At 50.7% G+C, this 24,907-nt stretch carries 19 protein-coding genes; 14 read left to right on the top strand and 5 right to left on the bottom strand.

Annotation, left to right across the window (positions count from 1 at the left end; genetic code table 11):
* Nucleotides 1-47 precede the first annotated feature (47 nt).
* The 5 genes from JMI88_RS30020 (at nt 48) to JMI88_RS30000 (ending at nt 7,591) form a co-directional block, all read left to right on the top strand.
* Nucleotides 48-1,028, top strand: coding sequence for a cupredoxin domain-containing protein (locus JMI88_RS30020; RefSeq protein WP_201365727.1), 981 nt, complete (start codon nt 48-50; stop codon nt 1,026-1,028).
* A 111-nt stretch (nt 1,029-1,139) separates the two neighbouring features.
* A complete protein-coding gene (locus tag JMI88_RS30015) occupies nt 1,140-2,537 on the top strand; it encodes a hypothetical protein (protein ID WP_201365725.1) in 1,398 nt (465 codons plus the stop codon).
* Nucleotides 2,538-3,016: 479 nt separating this feature from the next.
* Nucleotides 3,017-4,462 carry a serine/threonine protein kinase gene (locus JMI88_RS30010; protein WP_201365723.1) on the top strand — a complete coding sequence of 482 codons (1,446 nt, stop codon included), beginning with the start codon at nt 3,017-3,019 and terminating at the stop codon, nt 4,460-4,462.
* 812 nt (nt 4,463-5,274) lie between these two features.
* Complete coding sequence (locus JMI88_RS30005) at nt 5,275-6,111, top strand: hypothetical protein (protein WP_201365721.1); 837 nt, start codon at nt 5,275-5,277, stop codon at nt 6,109-6,111.
* A 454-nt stretch (nt 6,112-6,565) separates the two neighbouring features.
* Nucleotides 6,566-7,591, top strand: coding sequence for an alpha/beta fold hydrolase (locus tag JMI88_RS30000; protein ID WP_201365719.1), 1,026 nt, complete (start codon nt 6,566-6,568; stop codon nt 7,589-7,591).
* Between the two features lie 80 nt (nt 7,592-7,671).
* On the opposite strand, the gene JMI88_RS29995 is transcribed toward JMI88_RS30000, so the two are convergent.
* The gene (locus tag JMI88_RS29995; protein WP_201365718.1) at nt 7,672-8,688 is read right to left on the bottom strand and encodes a LacI family DNA-binding transcriptional regulator; all 1,017 of its coding nucleotides are present in this window, start codon (nt 8,686-8,688) and stop codon (nt 7,672-7,674) included.
* Nucleotides 8,689-8,962: 274 nt separating this feature from the next.
* Between JMI88_RS29995 and JMI88_RS29990 the strand changes: the two genes are divergently transcribed.
* The 3 genes from JMI88_RS29990 (at nt 8,963) to JMI88_RS29980 (ending at nt 11,737) form a co-directional block, all read left to right on the top strand.
* Nucleotides 8,963-9,130, top strand: a complete 168-nt coding sequence (locus JMI88_RS29990; protein WP_201365717.1) for a hypothetical protein — start codon at nt 8,963-8,965, stop codon at nt 9,128-9,130.
* Nucleotides 9,131-9,292: 162 nt separating this feature from the next.
* Nucleotides 9,293-9,676: a glycoside hydrolase family protein gene (locus JMI88_RS29985; RefSeq protein ID WP_201365716.1), complete on the top strand. Its 384-nt coding sequence runs from the start codon at nt 9,293-9,295 to the stop codon at nt 9,674-9,676.
* Nucleotides 9,677-9,712: 36 nt separating this feature from the next.
* The gene (locus tag JMI88_RS29980; RefSeq protein WP_201365715.1) at nt 9,713-11,737 is read left to right on the top strand and encodes a family 43 glycosylhydrolase; all 2,025 of its coding nucleotides are present in this window, start codon (nt 9,713-9,715) and stop codon (nt 11,735-11,737) included.
* Between the two features lie 197 nt (nt 11,738-11,934).
* Here the strand turns inward: JMI88_RS29980 and JMI88_RS29975 are convergent, their stop codons facing one another.
* The 3 genes from JMI88_RS29975 to JMI88_RS29965 all read right to left on the bottom strand — a co-directional run bounded on the left by JMI88_RS29975 (nt 11,935) and on the right by JMI88_RS29965 (nt 15,513).
* Nucleotides 11,935-13,005, bottom strand: coding sequence for an alpha/beta hydrolase (locus JMI88_RS29975; protein ID WP_201365714.1), 1,071 nt, complete (start codon nt 13,003-13,005; stop codon nt 11,935-11,937).
* 56 nt (nt 13,006-13,061) lie between these two features.
* A complete protein-coding gene (locus JMI88_RS29970; protein WP_201365713.1) occupies nt 13,062-13,949 on the bottom strand; it encodes a class I SAM-dependent methyltransferase in 888 nt (295 codons plus the stop codon).
* 355 nt (nt 13,950-14,304) lie between these two features.
* Complete coding sequence (locus tag JMI88_RS29965) at nt 14,305-15,513, bottom strand: TIGR03118 family protein (protein WP_236023121.1); 1,209 nt, start codon at nt 15,511-15,513, stop codon at nt 14,305-14,307.
* 545 nt (nt 15,514-16,058) lie between these two features.
* On the opposite strand from JMI88_RS29965, the gene JMI88_RS29960 reads away from it, so the two are divergent.
* Nucleotides 16,059-17,516 carry a sialidase family protein gene (locus tag JMI88_RS29960; RefSeq protein WP_201365709.1) on the top strand — a complete coding sequence of 486 codons (1,458 nt, stop codon included), beginning with the start codon at nt 16,059-16,061 and terminating at the stop codon, nt 17,514-17,516.
* Nucleotides 17,517-17,725: 209 nt separating this feature from the next.
* Nucleotides 17,726-18,955, top strand: coding sequence for a glycoside hydrolase family 1 protein (locus JMI88_RS29955; protein ID WP_201365707.1), 1,230 nt, complete (start codon nt 17,726-17,728; stop codon nt 18,953-18,955).
* A gap of 251 nt (nt 18,956-19,206) precedes the next feature.
* On the opposite strand, the gene JMI88_RS29950 is transcribed toward JMI88_RS29955, so the two are convergent.
* Nucleotides 19,207-20,391: an aminotransferase class V-fold PLP-dependent enzyme gene (locus JMI88_RS29950; protein WP_201365705.1), complete on the bottom strand. Its 1,185-nt coding sequence runs from the start codon at nt 20,389-20,391 to the stop codon at nt 19,207-19,209.
* Between the two features lie 1,073 nt (nt 20,392-21,464).
* Here JMI88_RS29950 and JMI88_RS29945 point away from each other — a divergent pair.
* From JMI88_RS29945 to JMI88_RS29930, 4 genes are all read left to right on the top strand, one after another.
* Nucleotides 21,465-22,577, top strand: coding sequence for an ABC transporter ATP-binding protein (locus JMI88_RS29945; RefSeq protein WP_201365703.1), 1,113 nt, complete (start codon nt 21,465-21,467; stop codon nt 22,575-22,577).
* A 5-nt stretch (nt 22,578-22,582) separates the two neighbouring features.
* On the top strand, nt 22,583-23,224 hold the full coding sequence (locus JMI88_RS29940) for an ABC transporter permease (protein ID WP_373323989.1): 642 nt from the start codon (nt 22,583-22,585) through the stop codon (nt 23,222-23,224).
* Nucleotides 23,224-23,838 carry an ABC transporter permease gene (locus JMI88_RS29935; RefSeq protein ID WP_201365699.1) on the top strand — a complete coding sequence of 205 codons (615 nt, stop codon included), beginning with the start codon at nt 23,224-23,226 and terminating at the stop codon, nt 23,836-23,838. Before JMI88_RS29940 ends, JMI88_RS29935 begins: the two co-directional genes overlap by 1 nt.
* Nucleotides 23,839-23,951: 113 nt before the next feature.
* The gene (locus JMI88_RS29930; RefSeq protein WP_201365697.1) at nt 23,952-24,884 is read left to right on the top strand and encodes an ABC transporter substrate-binding protein; all 933 of its coding nucleotides are present in this window, start codon (nt 23,952-23,954) and stop codon (nt 24,882-24,884) included.
* Nucleotides 24,885-24,907 lie beyond the last annotated feature (23 nt).

Here is a 24,907-nt window from a genome sequence, read left to right as displayed (position 1 = left end):
CCTCATGGGCGAGGGACCGATAGGATGCATATCAAAAGGTGTGTATTATGGGAAATTTAGTACAAGCTGCAGTGGGTATCATCATTCTGCTGGTAGTCGTCGGTGGCTTGCTGTATATATTCTACTCAAAGACAAATGCGGTGGAGAAGACGGGCTTTGGCTCGATAATTATGCTGGGCCTCGTCGCTCTGATGATTCCCGTCTTTTGGATTGTCGAGGGTGGAAATCAGGTGCAGGCGACCACGGATCAGCAGAATCTGGCTATTCAGCGTGGTATGCAGACGTATGCTCAGGTCTGTACCAACAACTGCTTTGCCATTGTGAATAATAAGGTGCAGAACCCGACGTATGACGGCTATGACATGAGTTACTTTACAAAAGTGACTGATGATGAGTTACGCCGCATTATCAGTGCCGGCGTGTATAATCCAAAGGCCGTTAATCAGCCTGCCAACCCCAATGCTATTCCAAAGGCCGATACCTATGGTGGTGCGCTGTTAAGCAATGATGTCGATTATTTGATGGCTCTTATTCGTTCTGCTGATCCAAAAAATCATGGGAAGAGTGGCTTTGATGGTTTGCCAGACTATCTGCAGGCCAATAACACGACCCTCTATAATGCCGCGGTAACCTACGGCAAGGAAGGTCAGTTTGGCCAGGCCCAGGATATGACCAATCAATCTAATATAACGCTGAATATTGTTGATCCTGGTACCAATGGCGTCACTTGCCAGAGCCAGTCGGCATGCTTTACGCCGATCAATGTTAAAATAAAGGTCGGCACAAAGATTACCTGGGTCAATAAATCGAAGCTTGCGCACACGATTGTCGCGGTTCAGGGTCAGGATATTGCGCAGCCGAAATCGGCCAGCCAGATCTTTGACTCCAAGAAGCAAATCGCGTCAGGAGAGTCGTTCACGTATACAGTTACTCAGGATGCTTATAATTTCAATTCCGACACGCATCGCCTGCTGTACTACTGTTCGATCCATCCAGATATGGTGGCACAACTCGTCATATCTCAGTAAGTGTTGGTATCGCGTCCCACCTGGGGCGCGATCCTGTTCCAGATTCTGATCGCTGCTCATGCTGTTTCGATGGATGATAAGCGAACGGCATGTCGAAAGGAATTGCGATTCATGCAACAAGTAACGCAAAAACGTGAATTGCCGGAACGAATGTCGTGGGCGCGTGCAATGATTTTTGCCATTGGCTTTTTCTTGCTATCCGCGATTCTCGTTGGGCAAATTCCCGGCTATGTTTATAATGCGATGACGGCATCGAGCCTGGTTGAGTTTGAGCGTGGCGCTTTTAGCCTCGGTCTGATTTGTCTGGCCTGCTTTGCCGTGATCATGGTCATTGAGTTTCTGTTTGATCCAAAGCCAGTGGTTCCACCAGCTATGCTGGCGGGCGTCGGCTCTATCATTGCTGTTGTTGGTCTGGCTGTGACCGCTGTGGTGTCACTGACCGGCTACCAGTCGTTCCCGTCGGAGAAGACGAATTTGCTGTCAGTATTGGGTGGTAAGTTCCTCTGGTTCCAGGCGAATGCGATTGACCTGGTGGCTGTGGGCCTGGTGATTCTCTTCGTTGGCCTGGCCACTGTCTTCTATAGCGTGCTGGCAATGGGCGAGCAGCGTAATCCAGATCGTCGCGACCTGGGCACAACGCCCGTTATTCGCGTGGGGCTGATTATCTCCAGCCTGCTGTTGATTGTGTTTGTGTATAGCTACAACTACAATCCATTTCCAGCCAGCATTCAGCCGCTAGTCCTGAATGTTATTCTGGGTGTAGCTGTATTTCTGGCTCTGGGTGCTTTCGCGCTGCGCCTGCATTATCTGATGCGTCCGGTGCGCAAGAATGTCATGTCGGGACTCTATGCGGTTGGCGCGCTGGGCCTGGCTCAGACCGGTGCCCTCTTCATTGTGCTCTGGCTGGTTGCCTATCCTTTGCTGGCGTTGTTACATCCACTGCCAGTCCTGGGACCCTACCTGACCAACTGTACACGTGCGACGGCTATTCCAACTAGCTGTTCTTTCTCGCAGGATGCTGGCTATCTGATCGATGCTATCATTTCTTCCAGTTTCTTTGGAGCATTGCTGGCCGCGATCTGGGCCTGGAAATCCAATCGTAACCTGGTTGTTGTGGGTAGCGTTGTGATTACGGCTGTGATCGCTTTGACCGCCCTGGTCCTGCACACCTCTGCCACTGCCTTGCCAACGGCTATGATGCTGTGTGCCGCGATCTTGGTTTTGGCCACCGTCTGGAGCATGACTGCCCGTCGTGAGTTCGCCGTGGTCGGTGAAGGCAACCTGGGTTGTCTGGGTCAATGGTTGATTATGGGAACCTGTTTGTTCGTTTACCTGTCCGCGTTCGCCTTCTTCTCGATGGCCAACTTCGCGGCAGAAGAGACGCCACCAAACATCCCTAATCCCATCAATACCGCTGGCTCTACAGACTCATTCGTCATGTTCGCGCTGTTTGCGGTTCTGGGAGCGATCCAGTTCTTCTTCCTGGCTCGCAATCGCTATCGCGTCTAATCGTAGCCTGCGTCCCTCGCGGGCGCTTCCTATCAGAAGATACAACAGAGGAGGACCGATCATCACGATCGGCCCTCCTTTTATTATGCCCTCCCCCCACGCAAAATAGGTTCGGAGCTTGCCTCCGATTGCCCCACTGTTTGTGGGGCCTCGCATCCCAGCGTTGAGGTCCCTTCTTGTCCACCACCTCGGCCCACGCGGTGCCCAAAAGGAACCTTCGCTTTTGGGCACCGTGTCACGCCACGAGCGCCCGAACGACGAACGAGCATGCCGGGGGCATGACGAGCATGCCGGGGGCATGATCATAACACAGGGCCGCCAATCGGGCGCAAGGCCCGAATCTATGGGGACATTGATGGGCGCGGAGGGAGAAATCGGGATACCGGGAAAAAGGCCCATTTTGATGGCACGAAGCGGCTTCCTTATTCGTGTACAAAATGTGAGGGATGCAATTTTTAGATAGGAAGAGCGAGAAGAGTATGCAAGAGTTGATAAATACAATTATATCGCATTATACTATCGCCCAGCACATCGCTAAAGGCGGTATGTCCAATATCTATCTGGCACGTGATCTACATACTAATCAAGAAGTCGCACTCAAACTAGTTTCTACGAGCAATCAAGATTACTGTCAACGCTTCCAATGCGAAGCGCATGCCATCGCCTCCTTGCACCATGAGCATATTCTGCCTGCTCTGGACTACGGTGAAGTAGACCATTGGTGCTACCTGGTGATGCCCTATGTTCCCAATGGCACCCTGCGCGATCTGACGCAGGAGGGTCCTCTAACGCTAGAAGAGACGAGCAAATATCTACATCAAGTCTCATCTGCCCTGTACCACTCCCATCAGCACGGTATCATTCACCGAGATATTAAGCCGTCAAATATATTGATGCGCGATAGGGATTATGTGTATCTGGCTGATTTTGGCCTGGTCAAAAATACGCGCAATGTTGCCGAAAGCCTGACCGAAACCGGCTTTTTAATAGGTACCGCTGCGTATATGGCTCCCGAACTCGCAGAGGAGGATGCGACTCATCTCAGTGATATTTATTCTCTGGGGATTATACTCTATCAGATGCTTACTGGAGATGTGCCCTTCAAGGGTTCAACCCCGGTGGGGACGTTTATGCAGCATCTCTCTAAGCAACCACCTCGCCCTTCGCAGGTCAATCCGAACCTTCCTACTGAGTTGGATAACGTTGTTCTCCGTACACTGGCGAAAGAGCCTGCGCGTCGTTACCAGTCGGCTCTGGAGCTTGCCAAAGCATATCAACAGGCACTTAATGCCTACGCGCAGCGTTATGCGGACAGCGAAAAAACGACGAAACACGTCCCTGTCCTGCTCCATAAACAACCCCGGCGTGTAATTGCTGCTGCCGCAGCTTTGGTGGCCCTGGCATCACTCTCGTTGGGCTCTTCCGCACATGTGCTTTATGGTGCCCATACCAATCCTGACAAGCCGATTACGAATAGCGTCATTCTAACACAAGCAACTCTGGGTGATAGTAGCACTTCAGTACTTACAAAAGCAGTTCATATCGGCAATCACACAGGAAAACCAGCTACTCCTGTCCCTCCCGCTCAACCTACCAATACGGCTACCTCCAACAATACTGTGGTTCCAGTCGTTGATTCAAACTTCAAGAGCAAGAGCACTGCTACATCACAGGATCAGGGCAATAGAGACCATAATAGGGGACACCATAGCAATGGTAGAAAAAACAATGGCAACCACGATGACAACGGTAGTGATCATGGCAAGCGACAGGGCAACGACAAAGAGCAAGATAACAGCAAGGGACGGGGCAATGACGAAGGACAAGATAACAGTAAGAGACATGGATGGGACAATGATAAAGGGCCGGATAACAGCAATGACCGGGACAATGGTGAAGGGCAGGTTTACAGCAATCAGGCATAATAAATAATGAAGCGCCCATTTAATTCCCAACGTTACAGTCCGGGAACATGTGACATATTCTGGATAGAGCATGCCATTGTTCCCGGGCTGTCTATGTTAACATTTGCTCAATGCTGGCAAGTCAGTTAGCCGCCCGGCTATTACATTTCTCACACCTCATATACGAGCTGAGGTCAGCTCTTGAACGCTCCACCAATCGCTCCCTCGATAAAGTAGCGTTGAAGGAAGACGCAGAGGATAATAAGCGGTAACGCAACATTCGTACTCTGTTGGATTCTCTTTATTCGATAACAGATAGGATGAAAAGATGTGGTGTTGTTTCATGAAATAGATATCATATGTTTCATGATTGTATCAATGTTTTTTGTGATCTTTGGGTTGTATTAGCAATTTTAAAGCATAAAACTAAGGATACAGCCTCTATTTATATCCGCAGACTTATTGATTGCTTACAGATTTTTTAGGTTACAATTGTTTTTGATCATGAAACAGGTTGACTTTTTCATAAAAGTCTTTTATTCTATAAATTGTATTACACATTTTTGCGTTATAGTGATCAATATAATACTATTTTCTCCAATAGATATGTGGAGATGATCTATGAATCTTTCATATTTTTTATAGGCTTTCTTACTCCGCTCAATCCATGCATTCCATGTGTGATGGTCGTTCACCTGATCCTGTCGGAACTGCTCGATGTAGGAGCTTATTCGTGTAGGAGCGGATAAAACTATATTTTGTCGCTCTGACGACGGAAGGTGATTACAGAAGGGCGCTTGATTTTAGTTGATTTCAAGGAGGAAATGATTCGCATGATGCAAAGACAGGGCAAGAAAAATGCTCACCGTATGTTAGGTAAGGCCGCAATCATCGGAGCATTGGTCGTATTTCTAGCGTCACTATTTGCAATGGTATACAGGACATCAGCCTATGCACAGCAGGGGGAAGCACAACACTATGGAGGAAAAAATTTTTCGGGCTGGCAAACGGTTGTAGGCGATGGCATCTATGCCGCACCTGGCGAGGCACCCGTCTCAATGAGCGACATTCAGACCGATAATCTGCCTGATTACAGTGTCCTCAATGCCAACATTCAGAGACGTGTCATTATGGCACACAACATTACCTACAAGAAGATCATTGACAGCCAGGCGCTGACAGCGATCCATGAAGTAGGATATACATTCCGACTCCCATATCTTCCCTCCACGAACAATACCAGCGAAAATGCTCAGACGCTTGAAGGCGGCCTGTTTGTGTGGGATGGCGCCAACACACGGCTTGACTACGGAGCGGCATTTCAATGGCGACTCAATCCCTGGGCTCCCGATTTTGGCAAGCTCTATGCCTGGCAAGCCAATGCTGATGCAGGTAGATGGCAAGAGATCAGCTATCTCAAGCCTGACACCGCGTGGCATCATATGGAGATCAGGCTCAATATCCCGGCACAGCAAGCTACCTTAAGCATTGATGATCTTCAAGACACGTCTGCCTTTTCACGGGTCACCAAACCCGCTGATTGGGGAACCGAGATTGCGGCGCGTCTGCAAGCAGAAATCATCAGTATTGACCCCCGACCAGGCAACCAGATCCGTGCTTTACATCAAGGGGAATTCAAGGACTGGCACTGGAATTGGCTTTCTCAATAAGTACTCTTAAAGCGCTACATGGGAGTCTTCTTCCCGTGTAGCTGCTTACATAGTGACTCCCTATTCATATAGTTCATAAGACCACGATCTCCACGTTCTCCATGCCTGCGCGTGCGCGCCGCAGGCGTACACGCCTGCCACAAAAAGGAATACTGATATTTCTATCTCAGATGGTCATATCTCCTTCTCCTTGTTCCGCTTCGATACCCAGCTAATTGGCTTATCTCAGAGTTTGCAAAGAATAGAGAAATTGTGACATGTTCTTTATAAGATAGCCACTGAATTGCCTGTGGCTTTGCCAGCGAAGAAAAGCAACCGAGATGCTCTTTATCAAGGAAAGAACAAGAGATTGCAATAGGGAGGTATACTCCCGCTGCGTTTCGTCTTGCCTGCCCATCTGCAAGGCGTTTGCCCTGTCCTTGCAGATGAGGTGGATAGAAAGGAGTAGCCCGAGATGGATTACGAAATTTTTGAGCTTGGTGATGTTGCATTACAATCTGGCATGACACTGCGTAACGCCTTCCTCGCTTACAAGACTTACGGGACACTTCACGCGGATAAGAGCAATGTTATCGTCTATCCCACCTGGTATTCAGGACAGCACTATGATAATGAATGGCTGATAGGTAATGGGATGGCACTTGATCCCCAGAAGTACTTTATCATTGTTCCGAATATGCTGGGAAATGGCCTGTCTTCATCTCCCAGTAACACGCCGCCACCTTTTGATAAAACTCGCTTTCCACCTGTTACCGTCTATGATAATGTGCGTTTACAGCACCAACTTGTGACCCAGAAGTTTGGCATTGAGAAGGTCGCGCTCGTCACTGGCTGGTCAATGGGAGCACAACAAACCTTCCAATGGGCGGCAAGTTATCCAGATATGGTCGAGCGGATTGTTCCATTCGCTGGAACGGCAAAGACGTGGCCGCATAATTTTGTTTTCCTTGAAGGAGTGAAAGCAGCATTACGAGCTGATGCCGCATGGAAGAATGGCTGGTATACAGAGCCACCAACGACGGGCCTGCGCGCTGTTGGACGTGTCTATGCTGGTTGGGGCTTCTCGCAAGCATTCTATCGTGAGGAGCGGTATCGAGAGATGGGGTATCACTCTCTTGAGGATTTCCTTGTGGGCTACTGGGAAGGCTTCTTCCTCAAAAAAGATGCCAATAACCTGCTCGCAATGGCGTGGACATGGCAAAACGCAGACATTAGCGCCAATCCCATGCACAATGGGGACTTTGAAAAAGCGTTACGGAGTATCAAGGCCAGAGCGATTGTTATGCCGGGCCGGACGGATCTTTACTTTACCCCTGAAGACAACGAGTATGAGACCAGACGTATGCCCAATGCGGTATTTCGTCCCATCGAGTCGATTTGGGGACACTTTGCGGGGGCTGGAGTCAATCCTGCTGATACGAAGTTCATTGACGACGCTCTCAAAGAAGTGCTGGCCCAACAGGCAGTTGCGGTGCCGTAGATTCGGCCCTTGCGGCCGATTTCACCCTCGACGTCCGAAAACGCCCTTCCGTAGGTGCGGGCCTCAGCGCCCGCTTGGAATTATGCGTTGCGGCCGGCGGTACTTTCGCGGATAATGAGCTGGAATGGGGCCTGCGCCTGGCGTGGCTCGCCCTTATATGTTTCCTCGATCCGGTCGAGGAGAAATGCTACGGCCAGGTCGCCGATCTCCTGCTTATTGGGGGCGATCGTCGATAGAGAGGGCATCGAGAAGGTGCCTTCTTTGATGTCGTCAAAGCCGATTACCGCTACATCCTCGGGAACGCGATAGCCGCCCTCATAAAGCGCTCGCATCGCGCCCAGTGCCAGCAAATCATTGAAGCAGAAGACCGCATCGGGAGGCGTGTCGGACTCCATGAGTTGGTGCATTGCCCGAATTCCATCGATACGATCATAGGATAGCGAGCGGATAACCAGGTCCGGGTTCCAGGACATCCCTGCCTCCGTCAGGGCTTCCCTGTATCCCTGTAGGCGCATGCGGGCCGTGTCGCCAGCGCTGATTTCTTGCGCTCCAATCGCTGCGATACGTTTTCTGCCCAGGCTGATTAGATGCTGCGTGGCCAGCCGGGCCGCCGCCACATTATCAATCACCACATGATCGTAAGGGACGTTGAATAGGCGCTCCCCCAGCAGCACGAGCGGGACATTGACGCGCTGCGAAAGCAGGTCCTCGGCCTCCAGTGCCAGCGGACTGAGAATGACGCCATCGATCAGGTGCGGATACATCCCATTGATGACCAGCGTTTCCTTTGAGCGTTCTCCATCGGTGGAATCAATGAGCACTGTATACGAGCGGGCCGTGGCTGCGGTAATGACGGCCTTGCCAATGTCGGAGAAATAGGGGTTGGTGAGAAAAGGGATAGCCAGTGCCAGGATACTGACACGACCCTTGCGCAGATAGCGGGCGGGGAGATTGGGCTGGTAGTTTAGTTCCTCCAGAGCCTTGTTTACACGTTGCCGCATTTCTACCGTGACATGCTCGTATCCATGTACTACATTCGATACCGTCTTGATCGAGACACCGGCCCTTAGTGCCACATCTTTTAATGTCACTCCCACGCCTGTTCTCTCCTTCTTGAGACTTTTCCTTGTGCTTGTAAAAAGACTGTAGCATAGGCATGCGCAACTGTCAATTAGCGCCGGTTATTGGGCGAGAAAAATAATTGTTGACATTTTTCATAAGCTCATGTTATAGTGTTTACAACGTTGTAAACACTATAACATGAGCCTCGATAACGAAAGATATAGCAAATAAACATGCACTGATTCATTGCTTCAACGAATATGCTGTGAGGGCCTTCTCTGGCCACTGCTGATTTTGCAGGACCCCAATATGTATACACTTCCCCCTGGATTAAGCACTCTACAGAGTTCGTACGTTACGCTCTATGGACCAACCATGGCGGCAGCCGTCATTGTGGCGATACCGGTGCTGATTATCTATATTGCTCTGCAGCGGTTTATCGTACAAAGTGTGGCTAGCACGGGCTTGAAAGGGTAAGAGATGATCTCTTCGTTGCTTCGTTCTTATATCAGAGGCATCAAATCAGACAAAAGAGTGTTATTGCTGGGATCTCTTCTCCTGCCTGTGGCGCTGTTACTTGCTACCACAGGCTGTGCACAGCAGAGTCAAGAGACGTCAGCGAAGGATAAGGCAGGAACAATGCAACAGACATTCCAGAATCCTGTGATCGATAGCGATTTTCCCGATCCAGGTATCATCCAGGCCGGAAACTTTTACTATTCGTACGCGACGAATGCGGCACCCTGCGAGCAAGCTGCTGAGAATCCTATCCTTGCCAGTCAGATGAAAAAAGCGCCCTTTGTGATTGGTCCTGGGGGACAGACCGTGTTTCAGCTTGGCGACCAGACCTGGATCGTCTACCACGCCTGGAACTCCAATGCAGATGGATCGCGTGGTGATAGCCGCTGCATGTGGCTGGATCGCATTACCTGGCAGGACGATAAGCCACAGATACAGGGACCGACAACGCAGGCCCAGCCCGTCCCTTCTCTGAAAGGATCTCATGGTGATCTGGTCCGATAAAAAGAGCATTGAAGCATTTTTCCGGTGGAGCATGTAATGATAGTAGAGCAACAGCAAGCGGCATTTTGTAATCCTTTCTGGCATAAAGGTTTTGCCGATCCATTTGTATTAAAGGTACGGGGACGTTATTATGCGTATGCCACTGAAACTGAGGCCCATCCAGCTGAGCAATCCTGGGTATTTCCTATTCTGACCAGTACTGATATGGTGTCGTGGCAGGAAGTGGGCAAGGCCATGGCGCATCTCGGATCGCCGCACTTTTTCTACTGGGCGCCCGAAGTGACTGAGTATAACGGGCAGTTTTTCTTATACTATGCGGTACATACCGAAGAGTTCTCCGGCGGCATCAGGGTCGCGGTCGCCGATCGGCCGGAGGGTCCCTTCATTGATAGCGGTTATGAACTGACCAGAGACTTTGTGTCCTGGGCTATCGATCCGCATGTGTTCAAGGATCACGATGGCCAGAGGTATCTCTACATGACTATCGAGTATGTCGATGCCGAATCAGGCCTGGTCGGGAGCGGGAATGCGGTTGCCCGCCTGATTGATCCATTTACTTTACAGGGACCAATTACACGCGTGACGCGTCCAACGCAGTCCTGGCAACTATTTGAGAAGCAACGTGCGTCCAAGGGCGGCCTCGACTGGTATACGGTGGAGGGACCAGCCGTACTGCACCACCGCAGATACTACTATCAGATGTACTCGGGGGGATGCTACTATAGGGATAACTACGCCATGAGCTATGCGATTGCGGATACTCCTATGGGACCGGGTGGGCTGCAAGATACCTCCTGGCATGACTGGCCAGGTCGTCAGGGTGATCCTCGCCTCGTTCACGGCGATCAATTCATGATTGGTCCAGGCCATAACTCGGTTGTACTTGGGCCGAATAACGCGGACCACTATATTGCTTACCACGCGACCCAGCCGGGTATGACCGAGCGTCGTCCTTGCCTGGATCGCCTCTTCTTCCACGGTGATGAGTTGTGGACTCCTGCAGCGCTCCATACGTTGCAACCAGCCCCCGCCATGCCGCGTCTGCGGGATCTTTTTACCTCCGCTGAGCTACAGCCAGCCTGGCAGCCGCTTGGTGGTCAGTGGGAGATCGCAGCCGAGGGCGCAGTGGTACAAAGCGACGAGAATGTGAAACACGCTGTGCTGCGCCAGCAGGAGCGGCTCAGTACCAACTGGCTTCTCGAAGTGAACCTCAAGCATCTGGGCGGTAGCAGCACCTATGGTGTTTTGCTGCACAACGCTGACGCTGATAGCTCCATTCAATGCGCTATTACTGCCGACAGGCAGCTGGTATGCACAGATACAGCGACCGGATCGAGCCAGACCCAGCCTTTACCGGCGGACACTATTCTTGAGCGCTGGCACCAACTCCTGCTCTCGCTGTCCGGATCCGTGCTTACCATCCAGTTCGATGGTAGACCCGTCATGGAAACCGTACTGGCCCGGCCAGTCCACAGTTTTGCCTTAATGACCGAACGGAGTGCCGCCGCATTTAGCGCCATCAGCCTGACCGATCACTTCCGCGACGAATTTCTCGATGCCGGCCATACGCCAGCCATGCTGGGATGGACACCAGCACGACCATCCAGTGATCTGGCGGACTGGCAGATCCGCGACAATGCATTGCATCAGGACAGTCTGGTAGCCGATACCCATATTCTGTACAAGGGCCAGGCCTATAATCAGTTTGATTTTGGGGCCACCATGAAATTGCAGCAGGTGGAGGAGAATAGCGGGGCGGCTCTGGGCCTTGCCATGCAGGCACAGGATAGCGAGCCGATCATCACCTGGTTCCAACAGGAGCAATCCGGCGCCAGCTTAAAGGTAGAAGGTATACCAGCCGCGACCCGGCAGATGTTGCCGAACTTTAACCTCCATGACTGGCACACTTTGCGCCTGGAATACCGGGCCGACCAGCTACACATCTGCCTCGACGGGCCCGAAATAGCCGTGCTTCCTATATCCGTGGCCGCCTATCGTATCGGCCTCGCCACCAGAAACGCCGCCGGCTCCTTCATCAGCGTCTGGCAAACCAGCCGCTAATCCGCCGCAGTCTGGCTGTACGGCCTCGACGTCGAATTCAAGCAGTTGTGATCATACGTCGATTGCAATCCAGACCTCAGGGACAGGCATCTAGCAAGAGATCTTTCCTACCCACTCCCCACGAGTCTCCCGGGCCAAATCCCGGGAGACTCTTTCTTTATCAGTACTTAGTTGTTATGCTACTGGCGAGAGCTCTTTCAGGGGGCGAGGTGCTGGCTGGCCCATGCTTTAGCTGCTGCGAACCAGAGAGGGGCAGTCTTATGGAGGTTAATATCATGGCCTGCTTCAGGAATAGCTACCACCTGTAGTTGGGCCTTCGGAGAATAAAATGGTGCTTCGGCCTGCCGGATTGTGGCTGCACTGGTGCAATCTGTTGCGGCAATGCCACAAAACAGATCATCTTTCTGCCCGACCACCACAAGCACGGGCACGTTGATCAGCGTCGAGATTCCATCTACAATTGGTACCGCGAAGCTGTCGAACTCTCCCGGTGTCGCGGTTTCCTTCGTCGCCTCATCGGTCTGGAGAACATTGGGATCGGCGCCGGGCACGTAATAAAAATCTTTTCCCCGTGTTCCAGGTTCCGTTGTTAGATAGCCTGCATAATTCACGTTGAGCAATTTGTTCGCGAAACGTGGATCTAGAGTAGCAGGGTAAAGCGTGGCCACGACTCCAGCAAGGCTCACCGAATTGAGATGATGCAGCAGCCCTGTGATGATGACCCCATCAACGTCATGGTAGATGCCCGCTTCTATCCAGCAGGTGACCGAGCCGAGAGAATGACCTACCAGTAGTACCCGACCAAACGAATGATTGCCGATGTTTCCGTTGCGTAAGGCTTGAACAATCTGATGGACGACATAGGCATTGGTATTCATGGTCACGGTCAACAGGCCAATGGGGGGATGCGAACTTCTTCCTGTGCCAATGCGGTCGATATTAAAGGTGCTGTATCCTGCGGCCGTGAGAGCATGGACGTAGGAATAGTTCAGGGGCTGGTAAGGAAAGTCCCAATAAATATGTCCGTAGGTGCCACCTGGGACAAGTAATTGGACGGTGTGGCTTGGACCACCAACTGGATTGCAGAGTTCGCCATAGATAGTAGCGGGAGTAGACAACAGTATACCGCCAAGCGTAACCGGTACATTGAATGATTGGCACGTCTCTGTCTGTGTTGTCGCGTGTGCCGAGCGAGGTCCGAGAACGGTACCAGATAGCATAAGTATTACCAGCAGGAAGAGAAGTACAGCACGCCGATGAAGTGCCATGACAAACTCCTTTGTGTTGCTAACGTTCCACTTACATTGCAGAGTACAGGTTCGCCCTAGGATGGAGTAACTGACACCGGAGTTGTTCCCCACGCCGTTAGTAAATACCACCTGCCACAAAAATCCTGTGCTTGCATCTCCATGAGCATGCGTTGATACAGAGATGTGAGATCTTCCGGAGTTTTCATGTTCATCTTTTGCAGTATAGGCAATGCTCCATCAAACACAACTTCTGCATTCTTATAGAAGTTACCCCAGGCCTCTGCGTCGCTGGAAAAATTGACCGAATGGGCCTGAGACTGAATATGGGTATAGCCAGCCTGGGAAAATAAGCGCTCGAGCATTGGTGTAATGCCAAGTGTCGTTCCCTGAGGAGAAAATCCATAGCCCATGTTATGCATGACCTGAAATAGGAGGATATTCAATTGATCGAACGCCGGGCTGCTGGTAACGCCACCGTTATCGGTTTCCGTAATGCGTAGTATTCCTCCTGGTCGTAGGATGCGTCGGCATTCCTGCAGCAGCCCCATCCATGCATTTTTACGCAGAAATGAACTGAGCAAGCGCCCATTGACCAGATCAAATGAATGGTCAGAAAAATCAAGGGTTTGTGTAGTATCCATGACGCCAAAGGAGACATTGCGCAGGCCTTGTGAGCTTGCTCTTGCATTTGCATAGGTAACCATCGTTTGGCTGATATCAATGCCGATCACTTCCATATCTGGATATGTGAAGGCCATATCAAGGGCCCAGCCACCGGGACCACAGGCGATATCGAGCACTTTTGCATCATCTGGCAGAGCGGGTAGTCCATCCAAGAGTCCACCCATGTTTTTTGTGGTCATGTGATCAAGTTCGATCAAGCGTGCCATTTCAGCAGCACTTTCAGGATCGAGAATGTACGTATTGGCTTTATTGGTGTGTGTTGGAAGATCAGAAGACATGGAAGTTCCTCTCTTTCTACATTTTTATGTATCTATTTGCTTAGTATACTTTCATTCCACCCCATTCTCAATATATGTTTGAGTGATATATCTTATTTTTATATGGTTTTTATACCTAAAATTATCCATATTTCTAATACTTTGCCTTTATTGCTGTAAAGTACAATGCATTACGCATAAGGAGGAGAGATCAGGGATGCTGAAATGCCTCAAATCATATTTTCTTCTGCATGAACAATGCAGGAGCTCCTGCTGATCTTTTCAAAGATCAGCAGGAGCTCCTGTACTGGCTGCGTCCAATCAGTGTCCGCAGTTGTATTCTAATTGCATACGATCGAGATCTCTGTAAAGAGTATCATCTGTGATTATGGTTGTTGTTGTTATGGTTGTTGTTGTTATGGTTGTTGTTGTTATGGTTGTTGTTGTTATGGTTGTTGTTGTTATGGTTGTTGTTGTTTTCTTCTTCTTCTTCCTCAGCCTGGATCGAACCGAAAAGACCGTGTGCCTCATCAGCGATACCAGCGGCAAAGAATAAGGTGTCACGTGGCCCCGCCTGTTCACCGTTCCCGAAGGCTAATCCCCACAGGCCGTCAATAATGATGGGTTTACCGAACTTATTACGCAGTTGCCCCTGGAAATCTCCTGTCTCAATATCGAACGCATTGATATGGCCGTCACCGAAATTGCCAACTAGCAGATCCTCGCTGAATTGACCGAAATCTTTTGGTGCCAGGGTCATTCCCCAGGGAGAATTGAGCACGCCATGCATGATGAGACGCTGTAGCAAGATTCCATTCGGGCTGAAGACATCGACGAACCCATTGCCCGGACCTGCTACGTCGTCGTGTTTTTCTGCATTCTGCAAAGCAAAACTGACAAAGATTTTACCTTTAATGTTTTGGATACCGAATGGAGCAAAACACTGATCGTCGATGGGACAAGTGCTTGACACAACAGGATCGGTGAAGGAATTGACGAGATTAAAGCGGGCATCGAACATATCAACGAAGCCGGAATGGAAATTGGCGGCGTAGAGAAAGTCTTTGCCTGCGGAATTACGCCCGATGGCCAGCCCTTTATAGACTGCTCCACTCGATGAATTATCTACCTCAAGAATGGCATTGGTTGGGTCTACGTCAGGATTCCACCCGGAGATGGTGCCATCTTCGGTGGCAAAAATGAACTTACTGGGACGCGACCTACCATTCTCTGAGATGACAAAGTCGTCCGTGTTGTTGAAGACATTTCCTGTTGGCGTTGCTTTCGTCCCGGCAGGACTATTTCTCGGAGGCGGGATTGTAATTACGAGCGGATTACCCACCGGGAAGGCCTTGCCGTTTCCTAGATAGGATGTAGCTACGCCGGTGCCATTGTCCGAAACGATCCAGGGGCCTTTAGGACTGTGCGATATTCCCCAGGAGTTGACCAGGTTCGGGTCGGTAAATCGAGCGACACCGGGGATGTCTGAAACCAGGTTGGTCTGTTGAAAGAATGTTCGGTGGTTGGATGTGACACTGGCGGCGTGGGTGGAGGACGCATACAGTGCCCCACTTGCCATCAGCATGCTTATCAGCGCCACAAGAGTAAAGCACAAAGACGTGCTGTGTCTCTTCGAGAATACAGAGAAACGCATCGAAATCCTCACTTTCCACATTTCACTATATTGCTAGATTGAATACGTTCTTTCTGAAGCAATGAGAAGATTAGCTCTGATCTGAATATCTCATTAAAAACATTATCGGCTATACCACCAAATAAATTCAATTGATAAAAAAATGTGCGCATTCATATATAATGATTATTAATGTATGAATGAAAAAGAATATGAATTATCCAGCATAATCCTTGTGCGATAATTCTACTCATCCGTCCGTCAAAAATGTTTCACTATAAACACAACAAAATCATCCGAGTTTCTCGTAATAACACAACAGTTCTGTGTAATTTGTAGAGATGGTTATACTTCTAGTGTTGCAATAATTCGCAATGTGTGTTAGTATAAAAAAACACTTTGAAGGAACAAAAGTCACAATTATTTTCTGAGGATCTACTGCCTATTTTTGCGATCTTTCTCCTGTTAACTGGAGAGGCGTTACAAGGAGGTTATAAATGTTCAGGATGCGGTTCCCTCATCAACTTTTCCTCAGACTGACAGCGTTTGTTCTGGCGCTGCTCAGCCTTTTATTTTTCGCTTTTCCTGCTCAAGCCAGTGGTGCTGGCTTCACGACTTTTGAGCTTTCGAAAACTCCAGGCATTGTCTGTCCGGGCAACGCCAATTGTACGAATAATGCTGCTGAGCCACAGATCCGATCCGATCCAGCCGGCAACTTTTATGCATCTTCAGAAAATGGATTAGGTGCGGGCACTGAGGCATGGAGTTCCTCCGATAGTGGGCAACACTATACAGCTCTTGCCTCACCCAATGCTGCATCACAAGGCTCACCAGTGGCGCCTGGAGGCGGTGATACCGATGTCGCTACCGCGCCGGTGAAGAATGCAGCAGGCACCTATAACGTCTATGTGGCGAGCTTAAATCTGGCCAACATTGATGTGAGCACATCGACCGATGCTGGCAAGACGTGGAAGCTGAATCCAACCAGCGCCTCGGTGCCCGGTGATGACCGCGAATGGATCGCCGCTGATCAGGCCTCCAAAGTCTGTATCTCGTATCATGATGTGGCGACTAATAATATTGATGTCAACTGTAGCAACGATGCCGGAGCCACCTTTACCCAGCTGGGTGAGGCCTTTGATGTCAATCATGCCTTCCTGGCACAGAACAATGAGATTGGCAACCTGGTGATTGATCCCCATACCCACGTCATCTACCAGATCTTTAGCGGTATCGCCAATGCTGGCGAGGTGTCGTGTAGTCAGGCGGGTTCCTGTGGCTACCATGTGGTCTGGGTGGCTGTGTCCACCGATGGTGGCAAAACGTTCACCGATCATATGGTCTACAACAATCCTGATACGACCGTCAGCTATGGGCATCAGTTTGTCAATATGAGCATTGACAGCGCGGGCAATGTCTATTCCGTCTACAGTGATAATCACAACGTCTCCTATAGCTATTCGACCAATCAGGGAACGACCTGGTCGGTTCCTGTCAAGGTCAACGCGGCTCCGTCCACCACAGCGATTATGCCCTGGAGCGTTGCGAACAACGCCGGCAAGGTTGATATTGTGTGGTACGGGACCTCCTATTATGATGGGACAACCCCACCGGATAGTTATCCTTCAAGCGCGGCATGGTATGTCTATTTTGCCCAGAACGTGAGCGCGACCACGGCGGGCAGCAGTTTTACCCAGAGTCAGGCGACGCCGATCATTCACTACGGCGGTGTCTGTGAGGGTGGTATTAGTTGTACCGGCAATCGGGATCTCTACGATGATTTTGGGGTCGCGGTCAATCCTGGCACGGGCCTGGCCTCCATTATCTACAGTGATGACCAGTACACCAACGATGCCAATAATCCGCCGCAGTCTGGCTGTACGGCCTCGACGTCAAATTCAAGCAGTTGTGGTCATACGTCGATTGCAACCCAGACCTCAGGGACAGGCATCTAGCAAGAGATCTTTCCTACCCCACTCCCCACGAGTCTCCCGGGATTTGGCCCGGGAGACTCTTTTAACTTGTTCGTTGAGATGATTTTGTGTACAATTAACTCAATAGTGTCATGAATGAGGCGACTACAGCTGAGAATCGGCTCTATTCGTGCCTCTTGAGACCGCGCTCAAGGACGAATGCATAAGCAAAATAAGTGAAGGAGTAGAGAATGGAATTTTCTTTTCCCTCCGGATTTTTCTGGGGAATGGCTACGGCTGCCCACCAGGTGGAAGGTGACAATGTCTACAATGACAACTGGGTGGTGGAGCATGTCCCTGGCACTCCCTACGTCGAGTCGTCAGGCGATGCCTGCGACCACTATCATCTCTATCGCGAGGATATCGCTAGACTGGCCGAACTGGGCTTCAATCTCTATCGTTTCTCACTGGAATGGTCGCGTATTGAGCCGGAAGAGGGAGAATTTTCCCTGGCGCAACTCGAACATTACCGGCGCATGCTGGCAGCCTGTCACGAGTTCGGCATCACGCCCATGGTTACTTTCCATCACTTCACCTCTCCGCGCTGGCTGGCCGCGCAAGGCGGTTGGGAGGGACAGCAAACGCCGGAGAAGTTTGCCCGCTTCTGTGAGCGGGCGATGTCTCACCTGGGCGATCTGATGCCCCTGGCCTGTACGCTCAACGAAGTCAATATCGGGCCGCTCATCGCTTCTATTGTCCCGAATTTTGCCTCTTTGCGCGCGCAGCCCTGGTATGAGGAAGCGGCACGCCGTGTCGGTAGTGATGCCGCGCACTTCGCCCCATTTTTGTTTGCCGATGTGCCGCACGGCCGCGAGATCATCATGGCGGCGCATCGCCGTGCCGTAGAGGCTATCAAAGCCGGGCCGGGCAGCTGTCAGGTTGGGCTGACGCTGGCGATGCAGGATATCCAGGCCGGACCTGATGGTGAGGAAATGGCTGCACGTATGTGCCATGAATTGCAAGACGTCTATCTGCAAGGGACGCAAGGCGACGATTTTATCGGTGTGCAAACCTATTCTCGCCAGCGTTTCGGTCCCCAGGGTCCGCTGGGGCCGGAAGAGGGAGTCGAACTGACCCAATCCGAGTACGAGTTCTGGCCAGAGGCGCTCGCAGCGACGATCCGCTACGCCAGCAAAGCAACGGGTCTGCCCGTGATCGTGACAGAAAACGGGATCGCGACAGAGGATGATACGCGGCGCATTGCCTACGTCGAGCGGGCGCTGCGAGGAGTGGCGGACTGCCTGCGTGAGGGCATCGACGTGCGCGGCTACACTTACTGGTCGGCCCTCGATAACTTCGAGTGGCAGTCGGGCTATTATCCAAAATTTGGCCTCATCGCCGTCGACCGCCAGACGCAGCAGCGCACCGTCAAACCCAGTGCTCGCTGGTTGGGCAGAATCGCACAGGCAAATAGCTTCTGACCGTTTTCGTGTTGGTTAAATATATAGTCTTTTTTCCATTCTATTCAGAATAACATACTTTTCCCTGGTTGCTGATACCATTACTCCGGCCTCTCCATAAGAGGCCGGAGTAATGGTATCAATTTGGATGCCCTCGCTGAACTGCTGCTGGAGGTGCGAAGGGAAGATGAAGCGCAACTACTGAAGACAAGGGCATAAACAATCAGGGAAAAGTATGTTGAATAGCACCGTTCGATAACGATACTCAGGTCTTATGAATGCGTTTGCTCACCATCCGCAAAGATTGTTCGCAAGGCCGTCAGCAAACGCTCGACATCAGCGGGACTGTTATATCCTTGAATTGAGAGGCGTATGAAACGATGATTATTCCAGGTGATAACAGGGATCTCGATGCTCCATGTCTCGCGCAGGCAACGTTGTAAAGCCACAGCATCACCATCAGGCAGTTGTATAGCACACATCTGTCCCCACCAGGTGGGGCTATCAGGACAAATTGGCCTGGTGCCCATTAACGCGGAGATCTGTTGACGTGCGGACGCTGCCAGCTCATGGCACGCGGTACGCACAGCATCCCAATGATGCTCGTGTTGAAATGAGATAGCGGCAGGCACGCTGAGGTAAGACGAGGGATCGTCTGTGCCGAGCCAGCCAAAGTAGTCTTGAAATGTCGAGGGACCTGGCGTCAGGCTCTCCCATCCCCAGCTGACGATAAGAGGCTGTAAGAGCGCCTGCCGCTCGGTACGTGCATAGAGAAACGCGGCCCCCTTAGGAGCACAGAGCCATTTATGGCAATTCCCGATATAGAAGTCAGCGCCGATCTCATCGAGAAGGAGTGGGATCTGCCCGGGAGCGTGAGCTCCATCTACAACCGTGAGGATGCCTGCTGCGCGCGCTCGCTGGCAGATCCTGGCCACCGGAAAGATCAGCGCGGTGGGTGAGGTAATATGACTGATGAAGATCACTTTTGTGCGGGGCGTGACACCCCGCCAGAGGTGTTCGATCATCTCTTCTTCGCTCTCAAGGGGAAGCGGGATGGGCTGGTTGATATAACGCATACCACGTTGCGTGCAGAGAAACCTCCAGGTACGGTCCGACGCTCCATATTCATGATCAGTCGCCAGCACCTCATCTCCAGGCCCAAGCGCAAGCGAGCGCGCAACAATATTCACACCAACCGTCGTGTTGCGCACAAATACGATCTGGTTGGCTTGTGTTCCTAGATAGGTAGCCAGGGACTCGCGTGCCTCACCCAGTAACCCTTGAAGACGGCGTCCCAAAAACTCAACGGGATCGGACTCCAATGCGCGCTGCCATTGTTGATAGGCATGAAAAACCGGTTGTGGACACGCTCCAAAACTTCCATGATTCAAAAACGTAATATCAGGACGTACCTGAAAGTGCTCTGCCGCGACTGGTAGCTCACATACAACACTCATAAGAAAAGATACCTTTCGTTCTCTGACATCCTTCTCGCTAGATCTCGCACGAGAGCGGTCAGTTATATATAAATGATACTTCCACCAGCAGCCAGATTTCCAATCTTCCTCGACTCTGCATACTTTTGACTTTCCCCATCTTCAAATTTACAGTCACGGTCTGATCAACCACATCTCCTACTGTGAAACGGTTATATGCGGTGTTTTTCCTCTTCATCGTCGTTATCCGGCAAGTGCGATTATTTCAACAGAAACAACCTGGTGGCGTGGATGAATATATCTCGTACCATCATAAAATTTGCATCCTACGGAGTCACTCTTCTCCTTGGGGAAGAGCACCCTAAAGCAGGATGAGATGCTGGTTGAGAGGGTAAGGTAAGTATGGGCGAGATCAAGGGATGAGGCGCAAAAAATAGCGGGTAATTCATGAATTACCCGCTATTTTTTGCGCCTCATCCCAGGGTCAGCCTATTCACAGCCATTGACAAGCGTGGAATATATTTTTTATACTTACATTTGATTGCTTTAGCTTAAAAGTAATGTTTTCATGGCACTTACATTCTAAGTGTTTAAGAGTGTGTCTGAATGCCAGACATGTCGCGCCTTCGGCCCCTGACACCTGGCACCTTCGGTGCTCAACAAGTTTTTATTCATTGGTGCAACATGGCCGCACAACGACCGTGTTGCACCAATGAATAAAAGGATGCGGCCGCGCATGCGGACGCCCGTACGGGGGCGCTTTGCATCCCATTACCATGGAGATCAAACCTATTTTAAACATCTTTTGGTATTTATCAAACATAGACGATGAAGAGCCATGAATAGTTACAGCTAAGAAAAAAGCATTTTAGAGATCACAGACTATCGAATTTTATCCCTTCCTCGAATAACCGCTAGAACTGCTCTGCCGAGATGGAGAGTATAGCATTACAAATTTGGTGGAATCCTATCTGATGTCTCGCAATCGTGCACTGGTATTTGTGGAAAAGCCTGGACCAGGCATTGTGCTTTGCTAGAACATCGATTATTTGAGGAGCATTGTATCGCTCAGGGAAGGAGAATTTCTATTGGGTGTGAAATTTAAGAACGTCACAAAAACGTATCCGGGCCATCGACCAGCCGTACAGGACCTGTCGCTTGAAGTACAGACAGGTGAACTGCTGGTCCTGATCGGGCCGTCCGGTTGTGGTAAAACCACCAGCTTACGGATGATCAATCGTCTGGAAGAGCCGACAAGCGGAACGATTTATGTGGATGGACGCGATGTGTGCAGCTATAACCCGATTGAACTACGACGTGGTATCGGATACGCGATTCAGCAGACGGGTCTGCTGCCACATATGACGATCGAGCAAAATATCGAGCTGGTGCCGCGCCTGCTGAAATGGGACAAGAAGCGACGCCACGAGCGCACACGAGAGTTGCTGGCAATGGTCGATATGGATTATGATACCTTTGCCTCGCGTTATCCGCGCCAACTTTCAGGCGGTCAGCAGCAGCGCATTGGTGTGTTACGCGCTCTGGCGACTGATCCTCCGGTCATTCTGATGGACGAACCATTTGGGGCATTGGATCCTCTCAGCCGTGAGGTGCTCCAGACCGAACTGAAGCGTCTGCAATCCAAGTTGCACAAAACAATTGTCTTTGTGACCCACGATATTGATGAAGCCATGCGCCTGGGTGATCGCATCGCCATTTTACGCGATGGTCAATTGCATCAGGTTGGCACACCACAGGAGTTGGTCCAATCACCCCGGGACGAGTTTGTTGCTAAATTCATGGGCCGTCTCTTTGCTTTCCCAAAGACACAAACGACGGTGGATTTGATCCGGCAATTTATGCAAAAGGGTACACGGCGTATCCACCAGGAAAGTCCCGAGCGTGGACAGATCGTGCAGATAGACCACTTGCCTCTCTGGTGCTGGCTCGATCGTGATGGAACCCTTCTGGGTGTCTCCTCTGAGCCGCCTACAGGTGCAGATCAATGGGCTCGCGAGCGCTGGACGGATGCGCAACTGGCAGCTGTGAAGGATACGGATACGCCCGATGTGGCGCTCAAGCGGCTGATTGATGGGAATACTGAAGCATTGCCGGTCATTAATGAAGGAGAGCAACTGGTAGGCGTTGTTACACATCGCTCGGCACTCAAAGCGTTGTCTAATGTTGGGGTGGGAAGTGAAGTATGAGTGTTATAACTGACTTTTGGAGCATGTACGGTAGTCAGATCATCGAGGCCATAGGACCTCATTTGTACATGACAGGGATAGCTCTGGTACTAGGGATTGTGGTTGCTTTACCGCTGGGTATTATTTTGACCCGCTTCCCACGCTTTGCCGCTCCTGTTATCACGGCTGTATCAGTCTTCCAGACGATCCCTAGCCTGGTCTTTTTTGCGCTCGTGATCCCATTTCTCGGTATCGGGACGCAGCCGGCGATTGCAGTGCTTTGTCTCTACTCGCTGTTGCCCATCCTGCGCAATACCTACATTGGTCTGCGTTCGGTCGATGCCTCACTCATTGATGCGGCGCGTGGCCAGGGCATGACCTCGTGGGAGATCCTTACGATGGTCGAGTTGCCGCTGGCTGCACCGATTATTGTCACAGGTATTCGCCTGGCGGCTACATATTTAGTGAGCTGGGCAACACTGGCTGCATTGATTGGTGCGGGCGGATTAGGGAATCTCATTTTTGCTGGCATCTCCAGTTATGATCCAAATATGTTAATGGCGGGTGCTATACCGGCGGCGGTTCTAGCCCTGGTTATCGGGTTCATATTTGGCCTGGTGCGGCGTCTCGTGACACCGCGTGGTTTGAAGATGGAGGTGCGGAACTGATGGTAAGTTTCTCAAACATCGCTATATTCACGTTACAGCATCTCTACCTCTCGCTTCTGGGAACCATGATAGGTTCTCTTATTGGTTTTGTGCTGGCAATCTGGATACGTCGACGACCTCGCCTGGCTGCTGCGTTGATGGGATTGGCTGAAGTTATTCAGACCATTCCTAGTATTGCGCTGCTAGCATTTTTGCTGCTGGCGTTTGGCCTGGGTGATACAACATTGGTTGCGGGTTTAGCGCTCTACGCCATTTTGCCTGTTCTCCAAAACACCTACGAGGGCCTGGAAGGTGTTGACCCGGCCTACCGTGAGATTGGGAAAGGCATGGGCATGACACGTGGTGAGATCTTTCGCCAGATCGAGATCCCTTTGGCCTTTCCTGTCATCCTGGCCGGACTGCGGGTCTCATTGGTGACCGCGATTGGTATCGCGACGATCGGTGTCTTTGTTGGTTCCGGTGGTTTGGGTGACCTGATCTATCGTGGCTTGCAAACTATCGATACACCAACCATGTTGGCAGGAGCTATCCCTGCCGGTTTACTGGCGATTGTGCTTGAGATAGCCTTGTCACTGCTAGAGCGCAGGTTATCGAGAGCTACTGCGACACGCTAAAACCTTGACGTGAGAATTTCCGTAAGAAATGCCTTCATCCAACTAGAGTCAATAGTGGATCAGTCTGGTCTCTTTTTTAGATGAAGATAAAGCAAGAGAAGAAAGGCGAAAAAATGAAGAAGATTGTTTCAGCCTGTATCATGCTTACGGCACTGCTTGCCTTGCTGAGCGGCTGCGGCTTCGGGCCTCAGAGCAGCTCCGTGGGGAGCACACCGAAAAGTAGCGATACGATTGTAATTGGCTCCAAAAACTTTAGTGAGAACATCGTCCTGGGCGACATGATGTACGATCTGTTGAAGGCAAAGTTGAAGAATGTAAAGATTCAGAACAAGCCAGATCTTGCCTCGACACTGGTTGCGTGGACATCCATCCAGAATGGTCAACTTGACATCTATCCTGAATACACAGGAACAGGTCTGGTAGATATTTTAAAGAAGCCGGTCAATAGCAACACTGACCAGGTATATCAGACCGTCAAGCAGGATTATGACCAGCAATATCATATCAGCTGGCTTAATCCGATCGGCTTCAATAATACTTACGCGATCGCTGTGCCCAAGGCTATTGCTGACAAATATCATTTGAAGAAAGTCTCTGATCTTGCCGCTGTCTCATCCCAGCTGACTTTTGGTGCTGATCCCGAGTTCTTTACACGACATGATGATGGTTATCCTGCGCTGACCAGTAAGTACGGTCTGAACTTCCAGTCGACCAAGCAAGTTGATGTTGGTCTGAAGTACGAAGCCGTCGCGAATAACCAGTTCCAGGTTACTGATGCTTACTCGACCGATGGTGCGCTTATTCGGTACAATCTGGTTGTTTTGCAGGACGATAAGCACCTCTTCCCGCCCTATTATGCTGCGCCGATTGTGCGTCAGGATACGCTGAAGGCGCATCCCGAAATCAGTTCGATTCTCAACGAGCTGTCCGGAAAAATTGATAATGAAACGATGAAGCAGCTCAACTACCAGGTAGACGTGCAGCACAAGTCTGCGGAAGATGTTGCCCGGCAGTTCCTGGTCTCGAAAGGTCTGCTCTCAGCATAATCGAGCACAGGTTACGCTTCCGG

The organism is Dictyobacter formicarum (assembly GCF_016587435.1).
Note: the sequence above shows the minus strand (reverse complement) of the source record. Positions and strands in the feature narration are given on the sequence as shown.